General features: G+C 74.7%; 16 protein-coding genes, 1 other RNA gene and 1 pseudogene. 9 read left to right on the top strand and 9 right to left on the bottom strand.

Features of this window, described 5'->3' with window-relative positions; translation table 11 throughout:
• The 4 genes and pseudogenes from rnpB to RIM90_RS24525 all read right to left on the bottom strand — a co-directional run.
• Positions 1–347, bottom strand: an RNA gene (rnpB, locus tag RIM90_RS24540) — RNase P RNA component class A; the annotation flags it as partial.
• 115 nt (positions 348–462) lie between these two features.
• Positions 463–1,209 (bottom strand): annotated as a pseudogene (locus tag RIM90_RS31610) (DMT family transporter); the annotation flags it as partial.
• Positions 1,210–1,261: 52 nt separating this feature from the next.
• Positions 1,262–2,095: an AraC family transcriptional regulator gene (locus RIM90_RS24530; protein ID WP_309062929.1), complete on the bottom strand. Its 834-nt coding sequence runs from the start codon at positions 2,093–2,095 to the stop codon at positions 1,262–1,264.
• Between the two features lie 23 nt (positions 2,096–2,118).
• Entirely contained in the window at positions 2,119–2,688 is a 570-nt protein-coding gene (locus RIM90_RS24525; RefSeq protein WP_309062932.1) for a Uma2 family endonuclease, read from the bottom strand.
• 173 nt (positions 2,689–2,861) lie between these two features.
• Between RIM90_RS24525 and RIM90_RS24520 the strand changes: the two genes are divergently transcribed.
• From RIM90_RS24520 to eda, 4 genes are all read left to right on the top strand, one after another.
• The gene (locus RIM90_RS24520; RefSeq protein ID WP_309062928.1) at positions 2,862–3,617 is read left to right on the top strand and encodes a MerR family transcriptional regulator; all 756 of its coding nucleotides are present in this window, start codon (positions 2,862–2,864) and stop codon (positions 3,615–3,617) included.
• Positions 3,614–4,222: a hypothetical protein gene (locus RIM90_RS24515; RefSeq protein ID WP_309062927.1), complete on the top strand. Its 609-nt coding sequence runs from the start codon at positions 3,614–3,616 to the stop codon at positions 4,220–4,222. The genes RIM90_RS24520 and RIM90_RS24515 overlap by 4 nt, the downstream gene beginning before the upstream one ends.
• Before the next feature lie 48 nt (positions 4,223–4,270).
• Positions 4,271–5,053, top strand: a complete 783-nt coding sequence (gene yaaA / locus RIM90_RS24510) for a peroxide stress protein YaaA (RefSeq protein ID WP_309062926.1) — start codon at positions 4,271–4,273, stop codon at positions 5,051–5,053.
• 77 nt (positions 5,054–5,130) lie between these two features.
• On the top strand, positions 5,131–5,805 hold the full coding sequence (eda, locus tag RIM90_RS24505) for a bifunctional 4-hydroxy-2-oxoglutarate aldolase/2-dehydro-3-deoxy-phosphogluconate aldolase (protein ID WP_309062925.1): 675 nt from the start codon (positions 5,131–5,133) through the stop codon (positions 5,803–5,805).
• Here eda and RIM90_RS24500 read toward each other — a convergent pair.
• From RIM90_RS24500 to RIM90_RS24490, 3 genes are read right to left on the bottom strand one after another with little or no spacing between them, the layout of a single operon-like run.
• Complete coding sequence (locus tag RIM90_RS24500) at positions 5,780–7,087, bottom strand: bifunctional RNase H/acid phosphatase (protein WP_309062924.1); 1,308 nt, start codon at positions 7,085–7,087, stop codon at positions 5,780–5,782. The two genes, eda and RIM90_RS24500, sit on opposite strands and share 26 nt — an antisense overlap.
• A gap of 42 nt (positions 7,088–7,129) precedes the next feature.
• A complete protein-coding gene (locus RIM90_RS24495; RefSeq protein ID WP_309062931.1) occupies positions 7,130–7,873 on the bottom strand; it encodes a C4-type zinc ribbon domain-containing protein in 744 nt (247 codons plus the stop codon).
• Positions 7,870–8,784 carry a Nif3-like dinuclear metal center hexameric protein gene (locus tag RIM90_RS24490; RefSeq protein ID WP_309062923.1) on the bottom strand — a complete coding sequence of 305 codons (915 nt, stop codon included), beginning with the start codon at positions 8,782–8,784 and terminating at the stop codon, positions 7,870–7,872. Before RIM90_RS24490 ends, RIM90_RS24495 begins: the two co-directional genes overlap by 4 nt.
• A gap of 196 nt (positions 8,785–8,980) precedes the next feature.
• On the opposite strand from RIM90_RS24490, the gene RIM90_RS24485 reads away from it, so the two are divergent.
• Together RIM90_RS24485 and RIM90_RS24480 are read left to right on the top strand one after the other, a co-directional pair.
• Positions 8,981–10,309: a hypothetical protein gene (locus RIM90_RS24485; protein ID WP_309062922.1), complete on the top strand. Its 1,329-nt coding sequence runs from the start codon at positions 8,981–8,983 to the stop codon at positions 10,307–10,309.
• Positions 10,310–10,406: 97 nt separating this feature from the next.
• Positions 10,407–10,574 carry a hypothetical protein gene (locus RIM90_RS24480; RefSeq protein WP_309062921.1) on the top strand — a complete coding sequence of 56 codons (168 nt, stop codon included), beginning with the start codon at positions 10,407–10,409 and terminating at the stop codon, positions 10,572–10,574.
• A 163-nt stretch (positions 10,575–10,737) separates the two neighbouring features.
• On the opposite strand, the gene RIM90_RS24475 is transcribed toward RIM90_RS24480, so the two are convergent.
• Positions 10,738–11,595, bottom strand: a complete 858-nt coding sequence (locus RIM90_RS24475) for a MaoC/PaaZ C-terminal domain-containing protein (protein WP_309062920.1) — start codon at positions 11,593–11,595, stop codon at positions 10,738–10,740.
• A gap of 145 nt (positions 11,596–11,740) precedes the next feature.
• Complete coding sequence (locus tag RIM90_RS24470; protein ID WP_375165537.1) at positions 11,741–13,171, bottom strand: MFS transporter; 1,431 nt, start codon at positions 13,169–13,171, stop codon at positions 11,741–11,743.
• Positions 13,172–13,347: 176 nt separating this feature from the next.
• On the opposite strand from RIM90_RS24470, the gene RIM90_RS24465 reads away from it, so the two are divergent.
• The 3 genes from RIM90_RS24465 to RIM90_RS24455 all read left to right on the top strand — a co-directional run bounded on the left by RIM90_RS24465 (position 13,348) and on the right by RIM90_RS24455 (position 16,054).
• Entirely contained in the window at positions 13,348–13,998 is a 651-nt protein-coding gene (locus RIM90_RS24465) for a class I SAM-dependent methyltransferase (RefSeq protein WP_309062918.1), read from the top strand.
• An 83-nt stretch (positions 13,999–14,081) separates the two neighbouring features.
• On the top strand, positions 14,082–15,062 hold the full coding sequence (locus RIM90_RS24460) for an N-acetylmuramoyl-L-alanine amidase (RefSeq protein ID WP_309062917.1): 981 nt from the start codon (positions 14,082–14,084) through the stop codon (positions 15,060–15,062).
• 158 nt (positions 15,063–15,220) lie between these two features.
• A complete protein-coding gene (locus RIM90_RS24455; RefSeq protein ID WP_309062916.1) occupies positions 15,221–16,054 on the top strand; it encodes a DUF5336 domain-containing protein in 834 nt (277 codons plus the stop codon).
• The last annotated feature ends 27 nt before the right edge of the window (positions 16,055–16,081 follow it).

Here is a 16,081-nt window from a genome sequence, read left to right as displayed (position 1 = left end):
GGCGACGGCCATCCATCTAGGACCGGTGTTGCCACCGGCCTCGTGCGGTCTACCCGCGGACTCGGGCGGGCAGCCCTCGAGCGTCCGCGCAGGAGCACCGGGGTGCTCCCTCTTGACCTTGCTCCGGGTGGGGTTTACCTAGCTGCCCAGGTCACCCTGGGCACTGGTGGTCTCTTACACCACCGTTTCACCCTTACCGAGGACCGAGGTCCCCGGCGGTCTGCTTTCTGTGGCACTGTCCCGCGGGTCACCCCGGGTGGCTGTTGGCCACCACCCTGCCCTGTGGAGCCCGGACGTTCCTCGGGAAGCCCCCTAGGGGGACTCCACGCGGCCGTCCGCCCGGCTCGTCTGCCGTGTCGACCATGGTACCCGGCGCGGCGCCGGCTTCGGCGCGGCCGCCGTGGCCAGGACCGAGCCCGCCAGGATCAGGGCGAAGGCGGCCAGCACCGTCCCGGTCAGGCGCTCGTCCAGGAAGACGGCCCCCGCCGCCACCGCGACCGCCGGGTTGACGTACGTGATCACCGACGCGCGGGTCGGGCCGACTTCCTTGATCAGTTCCAGGAAGGCCACGAAGGCGATCGCCGTGCAGACGACGCCGAGGGCGGTCAGGGCGGCGAGGGTCTCGGTCGCGGGGAGGCCCGCCGGGCGGGTCGCGATCGCCGCGGGGGCGTAGACCAGGGCGGCCAGGGCCAGGCAGGGCGTGATGAGGTGCAGGGTCGGGACGTCCTTGAGGTGGCGGCCGGCGATCAGCGGCGCCGTGGCGTAGCCGACGGCCGTCACCAGGACCTCCGCCAGGGAGAGGGCGTTGCCGCCGGTCAGGTGGGGGACGGTGAGGAAGCCGACGCCGCCGAGGCCCAGCGCGAGGCCCGTGATCCGGCGGGCGCCCAGTGACTCGGCCGCGCCGAAGAAGCGGGACAGCAGGACGGCGATGATCGGTACGCCCGCTATCAGCAGGCCCGCCGTGGAGCTGGAGAGGTGGCGTTCGGCGTCGGTCAGGGTGTACCAGGGGCCGACGATCTCGATGACCGCGAACGCCAGCATCGGCTTCCAGTGCCCGCGCACGTTCCGGGCCAGGCCCGGTTGGCGCAGGGCGAAGGGAAGCAGGAGGGCGGCGCCCAGCGCGCACCGCGCGAACACCACCATCGACGGGGACAGCTCGTCCACCGCCACCTTGATCAGCAGGTAGGGGACGCCCCAGACGACTCCCATCAGGGAGAACAGGAACCAGCCGCGTGCAGTCATGCGGTGAGTCTCGGCCGGGTCAGCGGGCGCTGTCTTGAACGCTGTTGCGGTACGCCGCCGGGGTCACCCCCAGCACCCGGCGGAACCAGCGGGTGAGGTGGGCCTGGTCGGCGAAGCCCACGAGTCCGGCCACCTCGGCGGGGCGCGCTCCGGCCTCCAGCAGGGCGCGGGCCCTGGTCACCCGGTACTGGGCGAGCCAGGCGTACGGCGGCACCCCCATCGTCGTGCGGAAGGCGCGCAGCAGCTGGTAGCGGGACAGGCCCAGGTCGCCGGCGAGGGCGGCGAGGGAGGGCGGGGCGAGCAGTTCGTCGGCGAGGCGGTCGCGGACGGCGAGGGCGATGCGGCCGGCGCCGGGGACGGTGTCGTCGCTCGCGCGGGACGTGGAGTGGCGGCGGGCGAGGGCGGTGAGCAGCCAGGGCAGGCGGGACTCCGCCTCCAGGGGGTCGGGGCGGGCGCTGAGGTCGGTGTGGGCGCGGCGCAGGGCGGTGGCCAGCTCGGGGTCGTCGAGGACGGCTTCGGGGAAGTGCGGGAGGCCGCGGCCGAGGGTGCCGTCGGTGAGGAGGGCGGGATCGGCGTACAGGGCGCGGTAGGCGTAGCCGTCGGGGGCGGCGGGGCCGCCGGTGTGCATCTCGCCGGGTTCGAGGACGACGATCGAGCCGGGACCGGAGTGGATCCGGCCGCCCCGGTAGGCGATGACCTCCAGGCCGCCGACGGTGACGCCGACGGTGAACTCGTCGTGGGCGTGGGGGGCGTACTCGTGGCGGTCGAAGCGGGCGGTGAGCAGGTCGACGGCGGGGCCGCCGCGCCCGAGCCGCGCCCTGGTCCAGCGGGCCTGTTCCCGTACGTTCCCCACCTCGCACCCCCGTCCCCAGGGGATCAGAGGAAGTCGCCGGTGTCCAGGTCGAAGGCGAAGGGCTCGGGGAGGGCGACCGGTTTGCCGAAGGGGCGGGTGCAGTGCTCGCGGTACTCGTCCTTCTCCGGGTCGCTGAACAGCGTGATCGAGGAGGCTTCGCGGTCGACGAGCAGGTAGAGGGGGATACCGCCGCGGGCGTAGCAGCGGCGCTTGGCCTCGCGGTCGGCCCGGGGCTTGCTGGAAGTCACCTCCAGGACCATGGCGACGCCGTCGCAGGGCATCCAGGGGTCGGCGCCCCGGTAGAGGCGCAGGGCCGTGGGAGCGAAGGTGCCGTCCGGGATCGCGTGGTTCTTCGGGCAGGCTCCGCCACTCTTCAGTCGCAGGCCCTTGTTCCCGGAGAACTGCATGTCCGTCCGGGACCCTCGGATCACCTGCGTCACGATCAACCCGATGCAGTCCTCGTGGTCCCCGTCCGGCGGCGGCGTCACGACGATCTCCCCCTCGATCAGCTCGGCCCGGAAACCCTCCGGGGTCTCCAGGGCGAGGAACCCCTCCAGCAGGACGTCCGCCTGCGAGAGTGGCTCGTGGGCCATGGCAGTCATGTCACGCCCCTCCTTCGGTCGCTCGCCGGACTGGGACATCGACTGATCACCTGTCCGTGAGATCGGGAACCGTCCCCTCGATCGTGGCACAGGATCATGCCGCCCGTCGGACGCCACGGCACCGGCTTGACCCTGCCGCGACGTCAACGTCTCTACTGGGTGCCATGCGGATCGGAGAACTCGCCGCCGTCGTCGGCGTCACCACGCGGACCGTGCGGCACTACCACCATCTGGGGCTGCTGCCGGAACCGGAACGGCGGGCCAACGGCTACCGGGACTACACCCTGCGGCACGCCGTCGTCCTCGCGCGGATCAGGCGGCTGACCGAGCTGGGACTGGGGCTCGCCGAGGTGCGGGACGTGCTCGCGGACGACGCCGGGAAGGAGCTCGCCGAGGTGTTGACGGAGCTGGACGAGGACCTGGCGCGGCAGGAGGCGGCGATCCGGGACCGGCGGGCACGGCTGCGGACGCTGCTGGAGACGGAGGGCGGGCCGGCCGCCGAGGGGCCGGTCTCGCCGGAACTGGCCGCGCTGTTCCGGGACATGGGACAGGTGCCGGACTCCCCCATGGCCGCCAAGGACCGGGAGGTGCTCGCACTCCTCGAGACCGCGGCGTCACCGGAGGAACGGGAGCGGCTGATGGGCCTGCTCGGCGGGGTCGTGGGCGCGCCGGGCGGGGCGGAGCGGGCGCTCGGCGTGTACGGCCTGCTCGACGCGCTCGCCGACGCCGCTCCGGACGACCCGCGCGTGGACGAGGCCGCCCGCGCGCTCGCCGCGTGCATCCCCGCCGGGCTGGTCCCGGCCGGGACGGACATCGACCAGGGGCACGGCTTCCTGCGCGCGCTCTACGCCGACCTCGCCCCGGCCCAGGCGGAGGCGGTCCGCCGGGCGCTGCGGATCGCCACGGAGGGAGGGTCATGAGGGGCGCCCTGCGGATCGCCCGGATCCTCGCCCGGCACGAGCTGCGGCTGATGGCGAGCCTGGGACTGTGGGTGGCGCGGCGCGCCCACGGCGTCCGCGGGGGGACGGCGTTCGGGTACGCGCGCGGGCAGGCGGCCCTGATGGCCGGCTTCGCGTTCGTGTGCGCGGTCGAGACGGTGGCGATGTCCGTGCTGCTGGGCGACTGGCCGGCCGTGCACGCGGTGGTGCTCTTCCTGGACGTGTACACCGTCGTCTTCGTCGTCGCCCTGCACGCCGCCTCCGTCGTGCGCCCCCATGTGCTGGACGCCGGCGCGCTGCGGGTCCGCCGGGCGGTCCACGTCGACCTGCGGATACCGCTGGAACGGATCGCCTCCGTCCGCCGTGAGCTGCGCATGACCCACGAGGAGGCCGCCGGCGAGCTCGACGTCGCCGTCGGCTCGCAGACGACCGTCACCGTCGAGCTGACCGAGCCGGTCACGCACGTCACCTTCTTCGGCCACCGCCGCGAGGTCCGCGTGGTCCGCTTCCACGCCGACGACCCCGACGGGCTGGTCCGGGCCCTGACGGCCGGTGAGCAGGCCGGGGAACGCGCCGCGCGGGCGTAGGGAGTGGGCGCCGTACCCTGGCGGCGGAGTTCTACCGAAGGAGTACGTGTGCTTGTCCTGCTGCCGCCGTCCGAAGGCAAGGCCGCTTCCGGCCGCGGTGCCGCGCTGAAGCCCGAGTCGCTGTCGCTGCCGGGGCTGGCCGAGGCCCGGGAGGCCGTCCTGGCCGAGCTGGTGGACCTGTGCTCCGGCGACGAGGACAAGGCGCGCGAGGTGCTCGGACTGAGCGAGGGGCTGCGGGGCGAGGTGGCGAAGAACGCGGAGCTGCGGACGGCCGGCGCGCGGCCCGCCGGGGAGATCTACACCGGGGTGCTGTACGACGCCCTGGGCCTGGCCTCCCTCGACGCGGCGGCGAAGCGGCGGGCCGCGGCGTCCCTGCTGGTCTTCTCCGGGCTGTGGGGCGCGGTCCGGGTCACCGACCGGATCCCCTCCTACCGCTGCTCGATGGGCGTGAAGCTGCCCGGGCTCGGCGCGCTGAGCGCGCACTGGCGTGCGGCGATGGCCGAGGTGCTGCCCGAGGCGGCCGGGAACGGGCTGGTGCTGGACCTGCGGTCGGCGGCGTACGCGGCGGCCTGGAAGCCGAAGGGCGAGGTGGCGGCGCGGACGGCGACCGTGCGGGTGCTGCACGCGCCGACGCGGAAGGTGGTCAGCCACTTCAACAAGGCGACCAAGGGCCGGATCGTGCGGAGTCTGCTGACCGCCGGGGCCGCTCCGGAGGATCCCGCCGAGCTGGTGGAGGCGCTGCGGGACCTCGGGTACGAGGTGGAGGCGGCGGCGCCGGCCAGGGCGGGGACGGCCTGGGCGCTGGACGTGCTGGTGGACGAGGTGCACTGAACACTCCCCACCAGCGCCCATTGCAGCATGCGCAATGAGCTTTGCGCAGAGTGTTTCGGTGCGGGCAGGATGACGCCATGAGTTCTCCCCTGCCCTCCTCCTCTTCCTCCCCTTCCTCGCCCCCCTCCGTCCTCGGTCTCGCTCCCGTCGTGCCCGTCGTCGTCGTCGAGGACGCCGCCGACGCCGTACCGCTGGCGCGTGCGCTGGTGGCCGGTGGACTGCCCGCGATCGAGGTGACCCTGCGGACGCCCGCCGCGCTCGACGCGATCCGGGCGATCGCCGGTGAGGTGCCGGACGCGGTGGTCGGGGCCGGGACGGTGATCACGCCGGGTCAGGTGGACGAGGCGGTGGACGCCGGGGCGCGGTTCCTGGTCAGCCCCGGATGGACGGACGTGCTGCTGGGGGCGATGCGGGCGTCCGGGGTGCCGTTCCTGCCGGGGGTGTCCACTGCTTCCGAAGTGGTGGCGCTCCTCGAGCGCGGGGTGCGGGAGATGAAGTTCTTCCCGGCGCGGGCCGCGGGCGGGACGGCGTATCTGGGGGCGCTCGCCGGACCGCTCCCCCAGGCCCGTTTCTGCCCGACCGGGGGGATCGGGGCGGACTCCGCGCCGGACTACCTCGCGCTGCCCAACGTCGGGTGCGTGGGCGGGAGCTGGATGCTCCCGGCCGACGCGGTGGCGGCCCGGGACTGGGGCCGGATCGAGCGGCTGGCCCGCGAGGCGGCGGGGCTCAGCGCAGGTGCGAGGTGTCGTTGAACAGGCGGACGCTGGCGTTGCCGTCGGCGTAGTACGCCACCGCCGAGAGCGAGGCCGCCGACAGTTCCATGCGGAACAGGGACTCGGGCGGGGCGCCCAGGGCGAGGCGTACGAACGTCTTGATCGGCGTCACGTGGCTGACCAGCAGGACCGTGCGGCCCGCGTACGCCGCGACCAGCTTGTCCCGGGTGGCGGCGACCCGGGTGGCGGTGGCCGCGAAGCTCTCGCCGCCGCCGGTGGGTTCGGCGTCCGGGGAGGACAGCCAGGCGTTCAGGTCGTCGGGGTGGCGTTCGCGGACCTCGGCGAAGGTGAGGCCCTCCCAGGCGCCGAAGTCGGTCTCGCGCAGCCCCTCGTCCACGGTCACCTCGAGGCCGAGGCGGGCGGCGACGATGCCGGCGGTCTCGCGGGTGCGGGCGAGGGGGGAGGAGACGACCGCCTGGACGGTGCCGCGCCGGGCCAGGGCGGCGGCGGCCTTCTCGGCCTGCTCCCGGCCGACGTCGGAGAGGGAGGGGTCGCTGCCGCCGCTGCCCGAGAAACGCTTCTGCGGGGTCAGCGGGGTCTCGCCGTGCCGGAGCAGGACGAAGGTGGCGGGCGGTCCCAGGTCGGCGGGCCCCCACCCGGTGCCGGGCGTGGCCACGGCGCGCGCGGCACGGACGTCGGCGGCGGCCTTGAGGGCGGCGGTCCCCTCGTCGCCGGCGGCACCGGCGGCCCCGGAGGTGTCGACGGAGTCCCCGGAGGCGGAGGTCAACGCGGCGCGGACCCCTGCCGCGCCCGCGGCCGCGTCTCCGGGCGGGCCCGACGGCCCGGGCGCCACGGGTCGCGCGGCCGGAGCGTCCGGCGCGGCCCGCGGGGCCGGGGCCGGCCACCGCTCCCCCCGCTCGCCCGCGTCCATCGCCTCGTTGGCCAGGCGGTCGGCGTGCTTGTTCCGCTCGCGGGGGATCCACTCGTACGTCACCCGCTCCGGCGGGAAGACCCGCGCCGCCTCCGCCGCGAGCGGCTTCATGCCGGGGTGCTTGATCTTCCAGCGGCCGGTCATCTGCTCGACGACGAGCTTGGAGTCCATCCGGACGTGGACCGTGGCCTGTGGGTCCAGCTCGTGGGCGGCGCGCAGGCCGGCCAGCAGGCCCCGGTACTCGGCGACGTTGTTGGTGGCGACGCCGATGTACTCGGCCGCCTCCACGAGGGTCTCCCCCGTCGCCGCGTCGCTCACCACGGCCCCGTAACCCGCGGGCCCCGGGTTGCCCCGTGACCCGCCGTCCGCCTCGACGATGAACTCCCGCACCGGAAAACGCCCCCTGCCGTCCGTACCGCCCGTACCGTCCGCCTACAGACCCGACTCGGGCGTGCGCACCAGGATGCGGCGGCAGTTCTCGCAGCGCACCACGGTGTCGGGCGCGGCCCGGCGGATCTCGTTCAGCTCGGTGATGGCGAGCTCCTGGCGGCAGCCCTGGCACGTGCGGGCGTACAGCTTCGCCGCGCCGATGCCGCCCTGCTGCTCGCGCAGTTTGTCGTACAGCTTGAGCAGGTCGGCGGGGACGGAACCGGCGACGACCTCGCGCTCCTTGGTGACCGAGGCGGCCTCGCCGTCGATCTCCTCGAGGGCCGCGTCCCGGCGCTCGACCGCGTCGTCGATCTTCGACTGGACGGAGGCGACGCGGTCGGTCAGCTCGGCGACCCGCTCCTGCGCGGACTCGCGGCGCTCCATGACCTCCAGGACGACGTCCTCGAGGTCGCCCTGCCGCTTGGCGAGGGAGGCGATCTCGCGCTGGAGGTTCTCCAGGTCCCTGGGCGAGGAGACGGCACCGGAGTCGAGGCGCTTCTGGTCGCGGGCGGCGCGCTGGCGCACCTGGTCCACGTCCTGCTCGGCCTTGGTCTGCTCGCGTGCGCAGTCGCTCTCCTCGGTCTGCGCGGCGACGAGCAGGTCGCGCAGCTGGGTGAGGTCCTTCGTCAGCGACTCGATCTCGGCGTGCTCGGGCAGCGACCTCCGCTTGTGCGCGAGCTGCTGGAGGCGGACGTCGAGGTCCTGGACGTCGAGGAGTCGGATCTGGTCGGCGGGCGCGGCGTTCAGTTGGGGGCTCCAGGGGTGTCGGAGGGGGAAGGGGCGCGTGAAGCGCTCCTTGGAAGGGCGGTGGCGGGCGACGGGCCGGTGGAGGCCGCGTGGGCGGTCCAGGGGTCGGTGACCGTCTTCGAGACGTGGACCCGAAGGCCCCATCCGTGGCGGTCGGAGATCTCGTCGAGCTGGGCTGCGGCCAGCTCGCACCAGGGCCACTCGGTGGCCCAGTGCGCCGCGTCGAGCAGCGCGAGGGGGCTGTGGGCCCGGTCCGCCATGAACTCGGAGGCCGGGTGGTGGCGCAGGTCCGCGGTGAGGAAGGCGTCGACGCCGGCGGCGCGGACGTGCTCGAAGAGGCTGTCGCCGGAGCCGCCGCTGACGGCGACCGTGCGCACCGGTGCCTCGGGGTCGCCGGCGACGCGGATGCCCTGCGCGGTGGCGGGCAGGCACGCGGCGGCGCGGGCGGCGAGCTCACGGACGGTCAGCGGGGGGTCCACTTCACAGACCCGGCCCAGGCCCCGGCGGCCCTCCGGGTCGGTCGGGTCCGGCACGAGGGGCCGTACGACCCTGAGGTCCAGGGCGCCGGCGAGGGCGTCGGAGACGCCCGGGTCGGCGGTGTCGGCGTTGGTGTGGGCGACGTGCAGCGCGATGTCGTTCCTGATGAGCGTGTGCACCACACGGCCCTTGGAGGTGGAGGCCGCGACGGTGGTCGTCCCGCGCAGGTAGAGCGGGTGGTGGGTGACGAGCAGGTCGGCGCCCAGCTGCACCGCCTCGTCGACGGTCTCCTGGACCGGGTCCACGGCGAACAGGACCCGCATGACCTCCTGGTCGGGCTCGCCCACGACGGTGCCGACCGCGTCCCAGGACTCGGCCCGTTCGGCGGGCCACAGGGTCTCCAGCACGGCGATGACTTCAGACAGACGGGGCACGAGTGCAAGGCTACCTGGCCGTTTCGTGCCGCAGTACCGGCGCGGACCCGCGGAACGGCCCCCGGCACGGCCAGCACATACGTCCCCGTCCCCTCAGGAGAATCGTTCCTGGAGCACCCTTATGTGTGAAGCGCGGCGTCGTCGGCCCCCGCCTGTGCGTGCGATAACTACGGTCGTCGCCGGAGGTGACCGAACGATGACGGTCTGTGCCTTTCCCGGGCTCGGGGCTCCGCCCGGACCCGGAGGATTCCCGTCGCCCGCGACGGGACACGAGGACGGAGCCGGGCAGCCGGGCTGCGCCATCACCGCGGACGGTTCCTACGCCGCGCGCCTCGTCCTGTCCGGCGACTCCCTCTTCCCGGAGCGCTGGACCCTGGACGGCCCCGAGCCCTACGCGGTGCCGCTGCCCGGCAACCGGCCCGAGGAGCCCGGCTCCGAGGTGCAGCCCCTGAGGGACGGGCGGGTCCTCATCCACCGGCGGGCGAACGGCCGGCACGCCTTCTCCCTGCTGTACCCGACCGGGCCCGGCACCGGCGAGCTGCCGCTGGGCACGGTCGAGTGCCCGGAGGAGGGCACCCGGCTGCGGCTGCTGCCGCCCGCCCCGGACGGGGAGCGGGCGTACGCCCTGGCCGTGGGCCGGCGGTCGACGGCGGTGTGGCTCGTCGCGGGCGGCGCGTTCGGGCCCGAGCACCTCGCCGAGGTCCCCGGCCGCTGCTCGGGCGGGGTCTGGCTGGACCGCGCGGGACGGATGCTGGCCCTGGACCGGGAGACCGGCGGGCGCACCAAGGCGGTGGTGGTGGACCTGGAGCGCGGCGGCGAGATGTCCCCGCTGCTCCAGATCGCCGCCGAGAGCGACGACCGGGTGCTGCTGGCCGACCCGGACAGCGGGCTGCTGCTGGTCCGCTCGGACGCGCCCTCACCGGGACGGGACCGGCTGGGCTGGGGGGTGCTGGGCAGCACGCTGCCGGTGCGTTTCCCGGAGTGCCTGCGGATGGCGGACTGCGCCGTCACCCCGTTCGCGATCCAGCCGGGGCAGATGCTGACGCCGGAGGGCTGCGCGGTGGCGCTGCGCATCGACGGCGCGCTCGGCAGCTGGGTCGGGGTGTGGCGGCCGGCGGAGCGGCAGGTGCACCATCTCCCGGCGCCCGACGGGTGGCTGACCGGCAGCGGGCTGTGGACGGCGGACGGGGTGCTGCGGCTGCCGTACGCCACCCGTGCGGTGCCGTGCGGAGTGGCCCGGCTGACCGCGCCCGGGCAGCGGGAACGGCCGGAGGGCCTGGGCCTGCGGCCGTCGACGGAACCGGAGCCCACGGCTTTCGGCCCGTCCGCGGCGGCTGCCGCGCCGACGGCCCCCGGTGGACATCGGGCTTCCGGCGAACTCCCCTCGACCACCGGCGAGTTCCTGGCCCTCGCCGGCCTCCCGGCTCCCCGCGACCCCGATGCCCCGCATGCCCCCGGATCCCCCTCCGCTCCCCGTCCCGTGCCCCTCCAACAGGCGCCCCTGGGACGGCTTGTAACGAAGTAGCGGCGGTCGGCGTGGCCGTCTGGATCCGGGGCGTGGTGCGCCGGTTACACTCGCCCGGCTGTAGGAAAGATCATGTCTACGGGGTGAATTCCTTCCGATGAACGACGCCAGCACGAACCAGCCGCAGACCGCCGGGAGCGGGCAGGCCGCCGCCGGGCACGGCAAGCACCGGGGACCGGTCTCCACGCAGGACGCCGAGACGGCCCCGCGCGGCCGTCACCGCAGGCCGGTGGAGGAGAACGAGCACGCGGAGGCGGCCGCCTGACGGAACGTCGGGTACGCCCGGCAACCGGGAAACACGACCGGCCCCGCTCGTCGCACGACGGGCGGGGCCGCGCCGTGTCCGGCCCGGCCCGGTCCGCTCCCCGGCGGTACGGCCGCACGCGGGGCGGGACTCCCCCGGGGCCTCTCGTTCGGATCGGGCCGGTTCAGGAGTGTTCGACGGTGGTGTCGGCGAGCACGGGCGCGTCACCCCTCTCGACGGCGCCCACGGCCACGCGCACCTCGCCGTCCCCGCACCACATCCGGATCCGCAGCGTCTCCCCCGGGTACACGACCCCGGCGAACCGGGTGGCATAGGCACGGACGCGGGTGACGTCACCGCCGAGCAGCGTGTCGACGACCGCCTTGAGCGTCATGCCGTAGGTGCACAGCCCGTGCAGGACGGGCCGCTCGAACCCGGCGCGCTCGGCGAATCCGGGGTCGGCGTGCAACGGGTTCCAGTCGCCGGAGAGGCGGTAGAGGAGGGCCTGGTCCTCCCGGACGGCCAGGTCGAGGATCCGGTCCGGCTCCCCGGCGGGGGCCCCGCGCCGCGCGGACGGACCGCGGTCGCCGCCCCAGCCGCCTTCGCCGCGTACGTGGATCCGCGCGTCGCCGGTCCACAGCGGGCCGTCGGCGTCGGCCGCCGCGGTGCGCATCACGAGGACGGCCGCCCCGCCCTTGTCGTACACGGCGGTGATGCGGTCGGTGACGGTGGCGGTGCCCTCGGCCGGAAGGGGGCGGTGCAGGGTGAGCGACTGGCCGCCGTGCAGGACACGGGCCAGGTCGACCTCGACGCCGGGCATGGACAGCGCGCCGATCACCCCCGGTGCCCCGGCGCCCGCGACGGTGGCGAAGCTCGGCAGGACGTGCAGCCGGGACTCCAGGGTGTAGCGCAGTTCGCCGGGGTCGGTGGCGGGGGTCCCCGCGCCGATGCCGAGGTGGTAGAGCAGGACGTCCTTGGCGGTCCAGGAGATCTCGCCGGTCCGGGGTCCGGCGGCGAGCGCCTTGGCTGCGTCGATGGGCATGGGTCTCCTGATCGCCGGAAGCGTCGCCGGGGCCGTCACCGGGACCCCTGTATAGCCCAGCCCTCCGGCACGCGGGAAGGACCCCGGGGGTGTGCCCTGCGCACCGGGCGGGCCGGGTCACCGCCCCCGCTTCCCCGCGCCCGGTTCAGGACGTGACGGCCGCCCGCCGCGGCAGCCACACCCACATCAGCACCACCCCGGCGGCCAGCACGACCGTTCCCGTGCGGAACACCAGCGCGTAGCCCTCCGTCAGTGCCTGGGGTGTCCGGTCACCCGCCGTGCGGGCCGCCGCGATCGTCGACATGACCGCGAGTCCCAGCGAACCGCCCATCGTCCGGGAGGTGTTGACCAGCCCGGAGACGACACCGGCCTCCTGCGGCGGCACGCCGGACGTGGCGAGCGCGGCGAGCGGGGTCCCGGCGAGGCCCGCGCCCAGCATCATGAGGACGCCGGGGAACATGATCGTGGTCAGATACGCCCCGTCGGCGGTCATCGTCGACTGCCAGCCGAAGCCGGCCACCGCGACCAGCGTGCCGAACACGGCCACGGCGCGCGGGCCCGAGGTGCGCATCAGCCGGGGCGCGAGCTTGGAACCGAGGACCACGGCGAGCGAGCTGGGCACCAGGGCGAGTCCGGCCTCCAGCGGGGTGTAGCCGAGCACGTTCTGCGCGTACAGGGTCATGAAGAACCACATGCAGAACATCGCGGAGCCGCTCAGGAACATCGCCACGTTCGCCGACGCCACCGACCGCAGCCGCAGCAGTCCGAGCGGCATCAGCGGGGCCTTCGCCCGGGCCTCGACGAGGAGGAAGAGCACGATGAGGGCGAGCCCGGCGCACAGCGGCACCAGGGTGGCCGCCGCCGTCCACCCCTCGGCCTCGGTCTGCGAGATGCCGTACGCCAGCGTGGCGAGACCGGCCGTCACCAGCAGCGCGCCGGGCAGGTCGAGCCGCCGCCCGTCCCCGGCCCGGCCCTCCACCAGCCATCGGGCGGCCCCGGCCAGCACCACCGCGCCGACCGGTACGTTGATCAGCAGCACCCAGCGCCACGACAGCGCGTCCACCAGCACCCCGCCGACGAACCCGCCGGCCGCTCCGCCGCCCGCCCCGACGGCCGTCCAGGTCGCGATGGCCCGGGCGCGGGCCGCGCCCTCCGGCACCGCGGAGGTGACGATGGTGAGCGTGGAGGGCGCCAGGACGGCCGCCCCGAGTCCCTGCACGGCCCGCGCCAGCAGCAGCTGCCAGCCGTCCTGGGCCAGCCCGCCGGCCAGCGAGGCCAGCGTGAACAGCCCGAGGCCGACGAGGAACATGCGCTTGCGCCCGTAGAGGTCGCCGGCCCGTCCGCCGAGCAGCATGAAGCCGGCGAAGGCGATGGCGTACGCGTTGACCACCCACTGGAGTCCCTGCTCGTCGAGGTCCAGCCCGGTGCGCACGGACGGCAGGGCCACGTTCACCACGGAGATGTCGAGCACGACGAGGAACTGCCCGGCACACGCCAGCGCCACCACCAGCCACGTGGGGGGAGCGCCGCGACCGGACGTAGGGGTGGTGTCGGTGGTTTCGAGCATGTGCGCCATGCTCTCAACCGGTCCGGGCTCCGTGCATCGGCATTTCGCCCGGCGCCGTCCCGGTCCCCCGGCCCGGGCCCGCCCGGACTCCTGTCGCCCGGCGGTGCCCCTGTCGGCCGGCCCGGCGGCGGGTACGGCAGCATGAGCCCGTGCACACACGTACGACCCCGGGAAGGGCACGCCCCATGCCGATGACTCCCCAGCCGGAGATCCTGGCCGCGTTCGAGGCGGCGAAGGGCTTCATGCCCGTGGACGAGGGCCTGGCCCTGTACGCGGCGGCGACCGAGGCCGGCCGTCTGGGCCTGCCCCTGCTGGAGGTCGGCACCTACTGCGGCCGTTCCACGATCCTGCTCGCCGACGCCGCCCGCGGGGCCGGCGTCACCGCGCTCACCGTGGACCACCACCGCGGCAGCGAGGAGCAGCAGCCCGGCTGGGACTACCACGACCCGGAGACGGTCGACCCGGAACTCGGTCTGATGGACACCCTCCCCACCTTCCGCCGCACCCTGCACCGGGCGGGCCTGGAGGACCACGTGGTGGCCCTGGTGGGCCGCTCCCCGCAGATCGCGGCCCTCTGGAACTCCCCCCTCGCCCTGGTCTTCGTCGACGGCGGCCACACCGACGAGCACGCCACGGCCGACTACGAGGGCTGGGCCCCCCACGTCGCCGAGGGCGGCCTCCTCGTCATCCACGACGTCTTCCCCGACCCGGTGGACGAGTTCACCGGCCAGGCCCCGTACCGCGTCCACCTCCGCGCCCTGGAGTCCGGCGCCTTCACCGAGGTCTCGGCCACCGGCTCCCTGCGGGTGCTGCGCCGCACGGGGCCGGGGGTCTGAGGCCGGCCGCACGGGACGCACGGGAGCCGCCCCGGCGGGGCCGTCGGCCGAGGGAGGTCCGGCCGGGCCGCTAGGGTGGCTGCGTGTCGTACACAGGTCCCGGCTTCGATCCACCCCGGCCCCGGCGGTCCCGGCGCGGGCCGCTGACCGTGGCGCTCGCCGCGCTCGTACCGGGAGCGCTGCTCGGGTGGGCGGTGTACGCGGCCGTGGACGGGCCGGGGGACGACGGGGGTTCCGCGAGCACGTCCGCGAAGGCGTCCGCGTCCGCCGCGTCCAGGGCGCCGTCCTCGGCCCCCGCCCCGCCGTCCGGCAGCCCCGACGACAAGAAGCCCAGCCCCTCCTCCACGGCCCCCTCCCCTTCCGCCTCCGCCTCCGCGCCCGCCGCGTCCGGGCCGCTCAAGGGGAAGGTCGTCGTCATCGACCCGGGGCACAACCCGGGCAACTTCCGGCACACCACCGAGATCAACCGCCAGGTGGACATCGGGACCAACCGGAAGGAATGCGACACCACCGGCACGTCCACCAACGACGGTTACACCGAGGCCGAGTTCACCCTCGACGTCGCCCACCGCATGCGCGCGCTCCTCGAGGAGCAGGGCGCCACCGTGAAGTTGACGCAGGACGCCGACCGGCCCTTCGGACCGTGCGTGGACGAGCGGGCCCGGATCGGCAACCGGGCCGGGGCCGACGCCGTCGTCTCCCTCCACGCCGACGGCTCCGGCGCCGGCAACCGCGGCTTCCACGTGATCCTCCCCGGTGCCGTGCACGCCGGCGCCGCCGACACCCGGGCCGTCGTCGGGCCCTCCCGCGACCTCGGTGAGCGCATCGCCGGCAACTTCGTCCGCGTCACCGGCAGCGCGCCCTCCAACTACGTCGGCGGCGGCACCGGCCTCGTCACGCGCAAGGACCTGGGCGGTCTCAATCTGTCAACGGTTCCCAAGGTGTTCATCGAGTGCGGCAACATGCGCGATAGCAAGGACGCGGCGCTGCTGACCAGCGGCGCCTGGCGGCAGAAAGCGGCGCAGGGGATTTCCGACGGAATCGTGAGTTTCCTGCGGGGGTAGGGATCAGCGCGCTGGTCCCGGCGGACAGCCCGATCGTACGGACGGTAGTGTCGTCCGTACTGATGAGGGGCCACCCCCGCGCTTCGCACCGGGGCCTTCGGGCGACATGGTGACAGCGACGCCTCTTCCGACGACGAGACGACCTACAAGGACCTGAAGTGAATATCCGCTCCCTCACTCGAGGCGACGGCGTGGTGATCGGAGCAGCGGTATTGCTGTTCATCGCGTCGTTCCTCGACCTCTACTCCGTCGATGGCGCTCCCGACAGTTACGACCTCCCCAGCCTGTGGGGAAGCGGTCCGGTCGTGCTCGGAGTCGTGCTGGCGGGCCTCATCGGCGCCGCGCTCGTCGTCGTCGCCCGTGGTCTGCCGCAGCCGCCGAAGGTCGCGGGGCTCGACCTCGGCCAGTTCGGCATCGCGTTCACGGTCTTCGCCGCCTGGAGCGCGCTCGGCAACATCTTCGACGTGGCCGGCGGCATCGACAACGTCGGCGGTTCCTCCGACGGCCCCGACGCCGGCACGGGCCTGATCCTCGCCCTCATCGCCACGCTCGTCATGGCCGTCGCCGCCGTCGCCACCCCCCTGGTCCCCGCCCTCAAGGGCACCCTCGTCCCGGCCGCCCGTCCCGCCGCCCCGCAGCCCTACGGCGCCCAGCCGCCCGGCGGTTACGGCTACCCCGGCGCGCAGCAGCAGGCCTCCTTCGGCGGTCAGCCGCAGCCGGGCCAGCCCGGTCAGCCGCAGCAGTCCTTCCCGGGCCAGCCGCAGCAGGGGCAGCCCGCCCCGGCGCCCGCCGGTGACTTCTCGCCGTTCTGGTTCGCCGTGCCGGTGCCCCGGCCGCTGTTCGCGGAGGACGGCTCGCCCACGCCGATCGCCGAACTGGCCCCCGGCACCTGGTACCTGGCGGTGGAGCAGCGCGGTCAGGCCCTCGTCGCCCAGACGCAGGACGGCCGTCGCGGTGTGCTCCAGGACACCTCGGGGATCCAGCGCGGCTGAAGTCCCGGCCCCCCTCCTCGCGGCCCC

The organism is Streptomyces sp. (assembly GCF_031181555.1).
In the GTDB taxonomy this organism is placed as follows: Bacteria; Actinomycetota; Actinomycetes; order Streptomycetales; family Streptomycetaceae; genus Streptomyces; species Streptomyces fimbriatus.
Note: the sequence above shows the minus strand (reverse complement) of the source record. Positions and strands in the feature narration are given on the sequence as shown.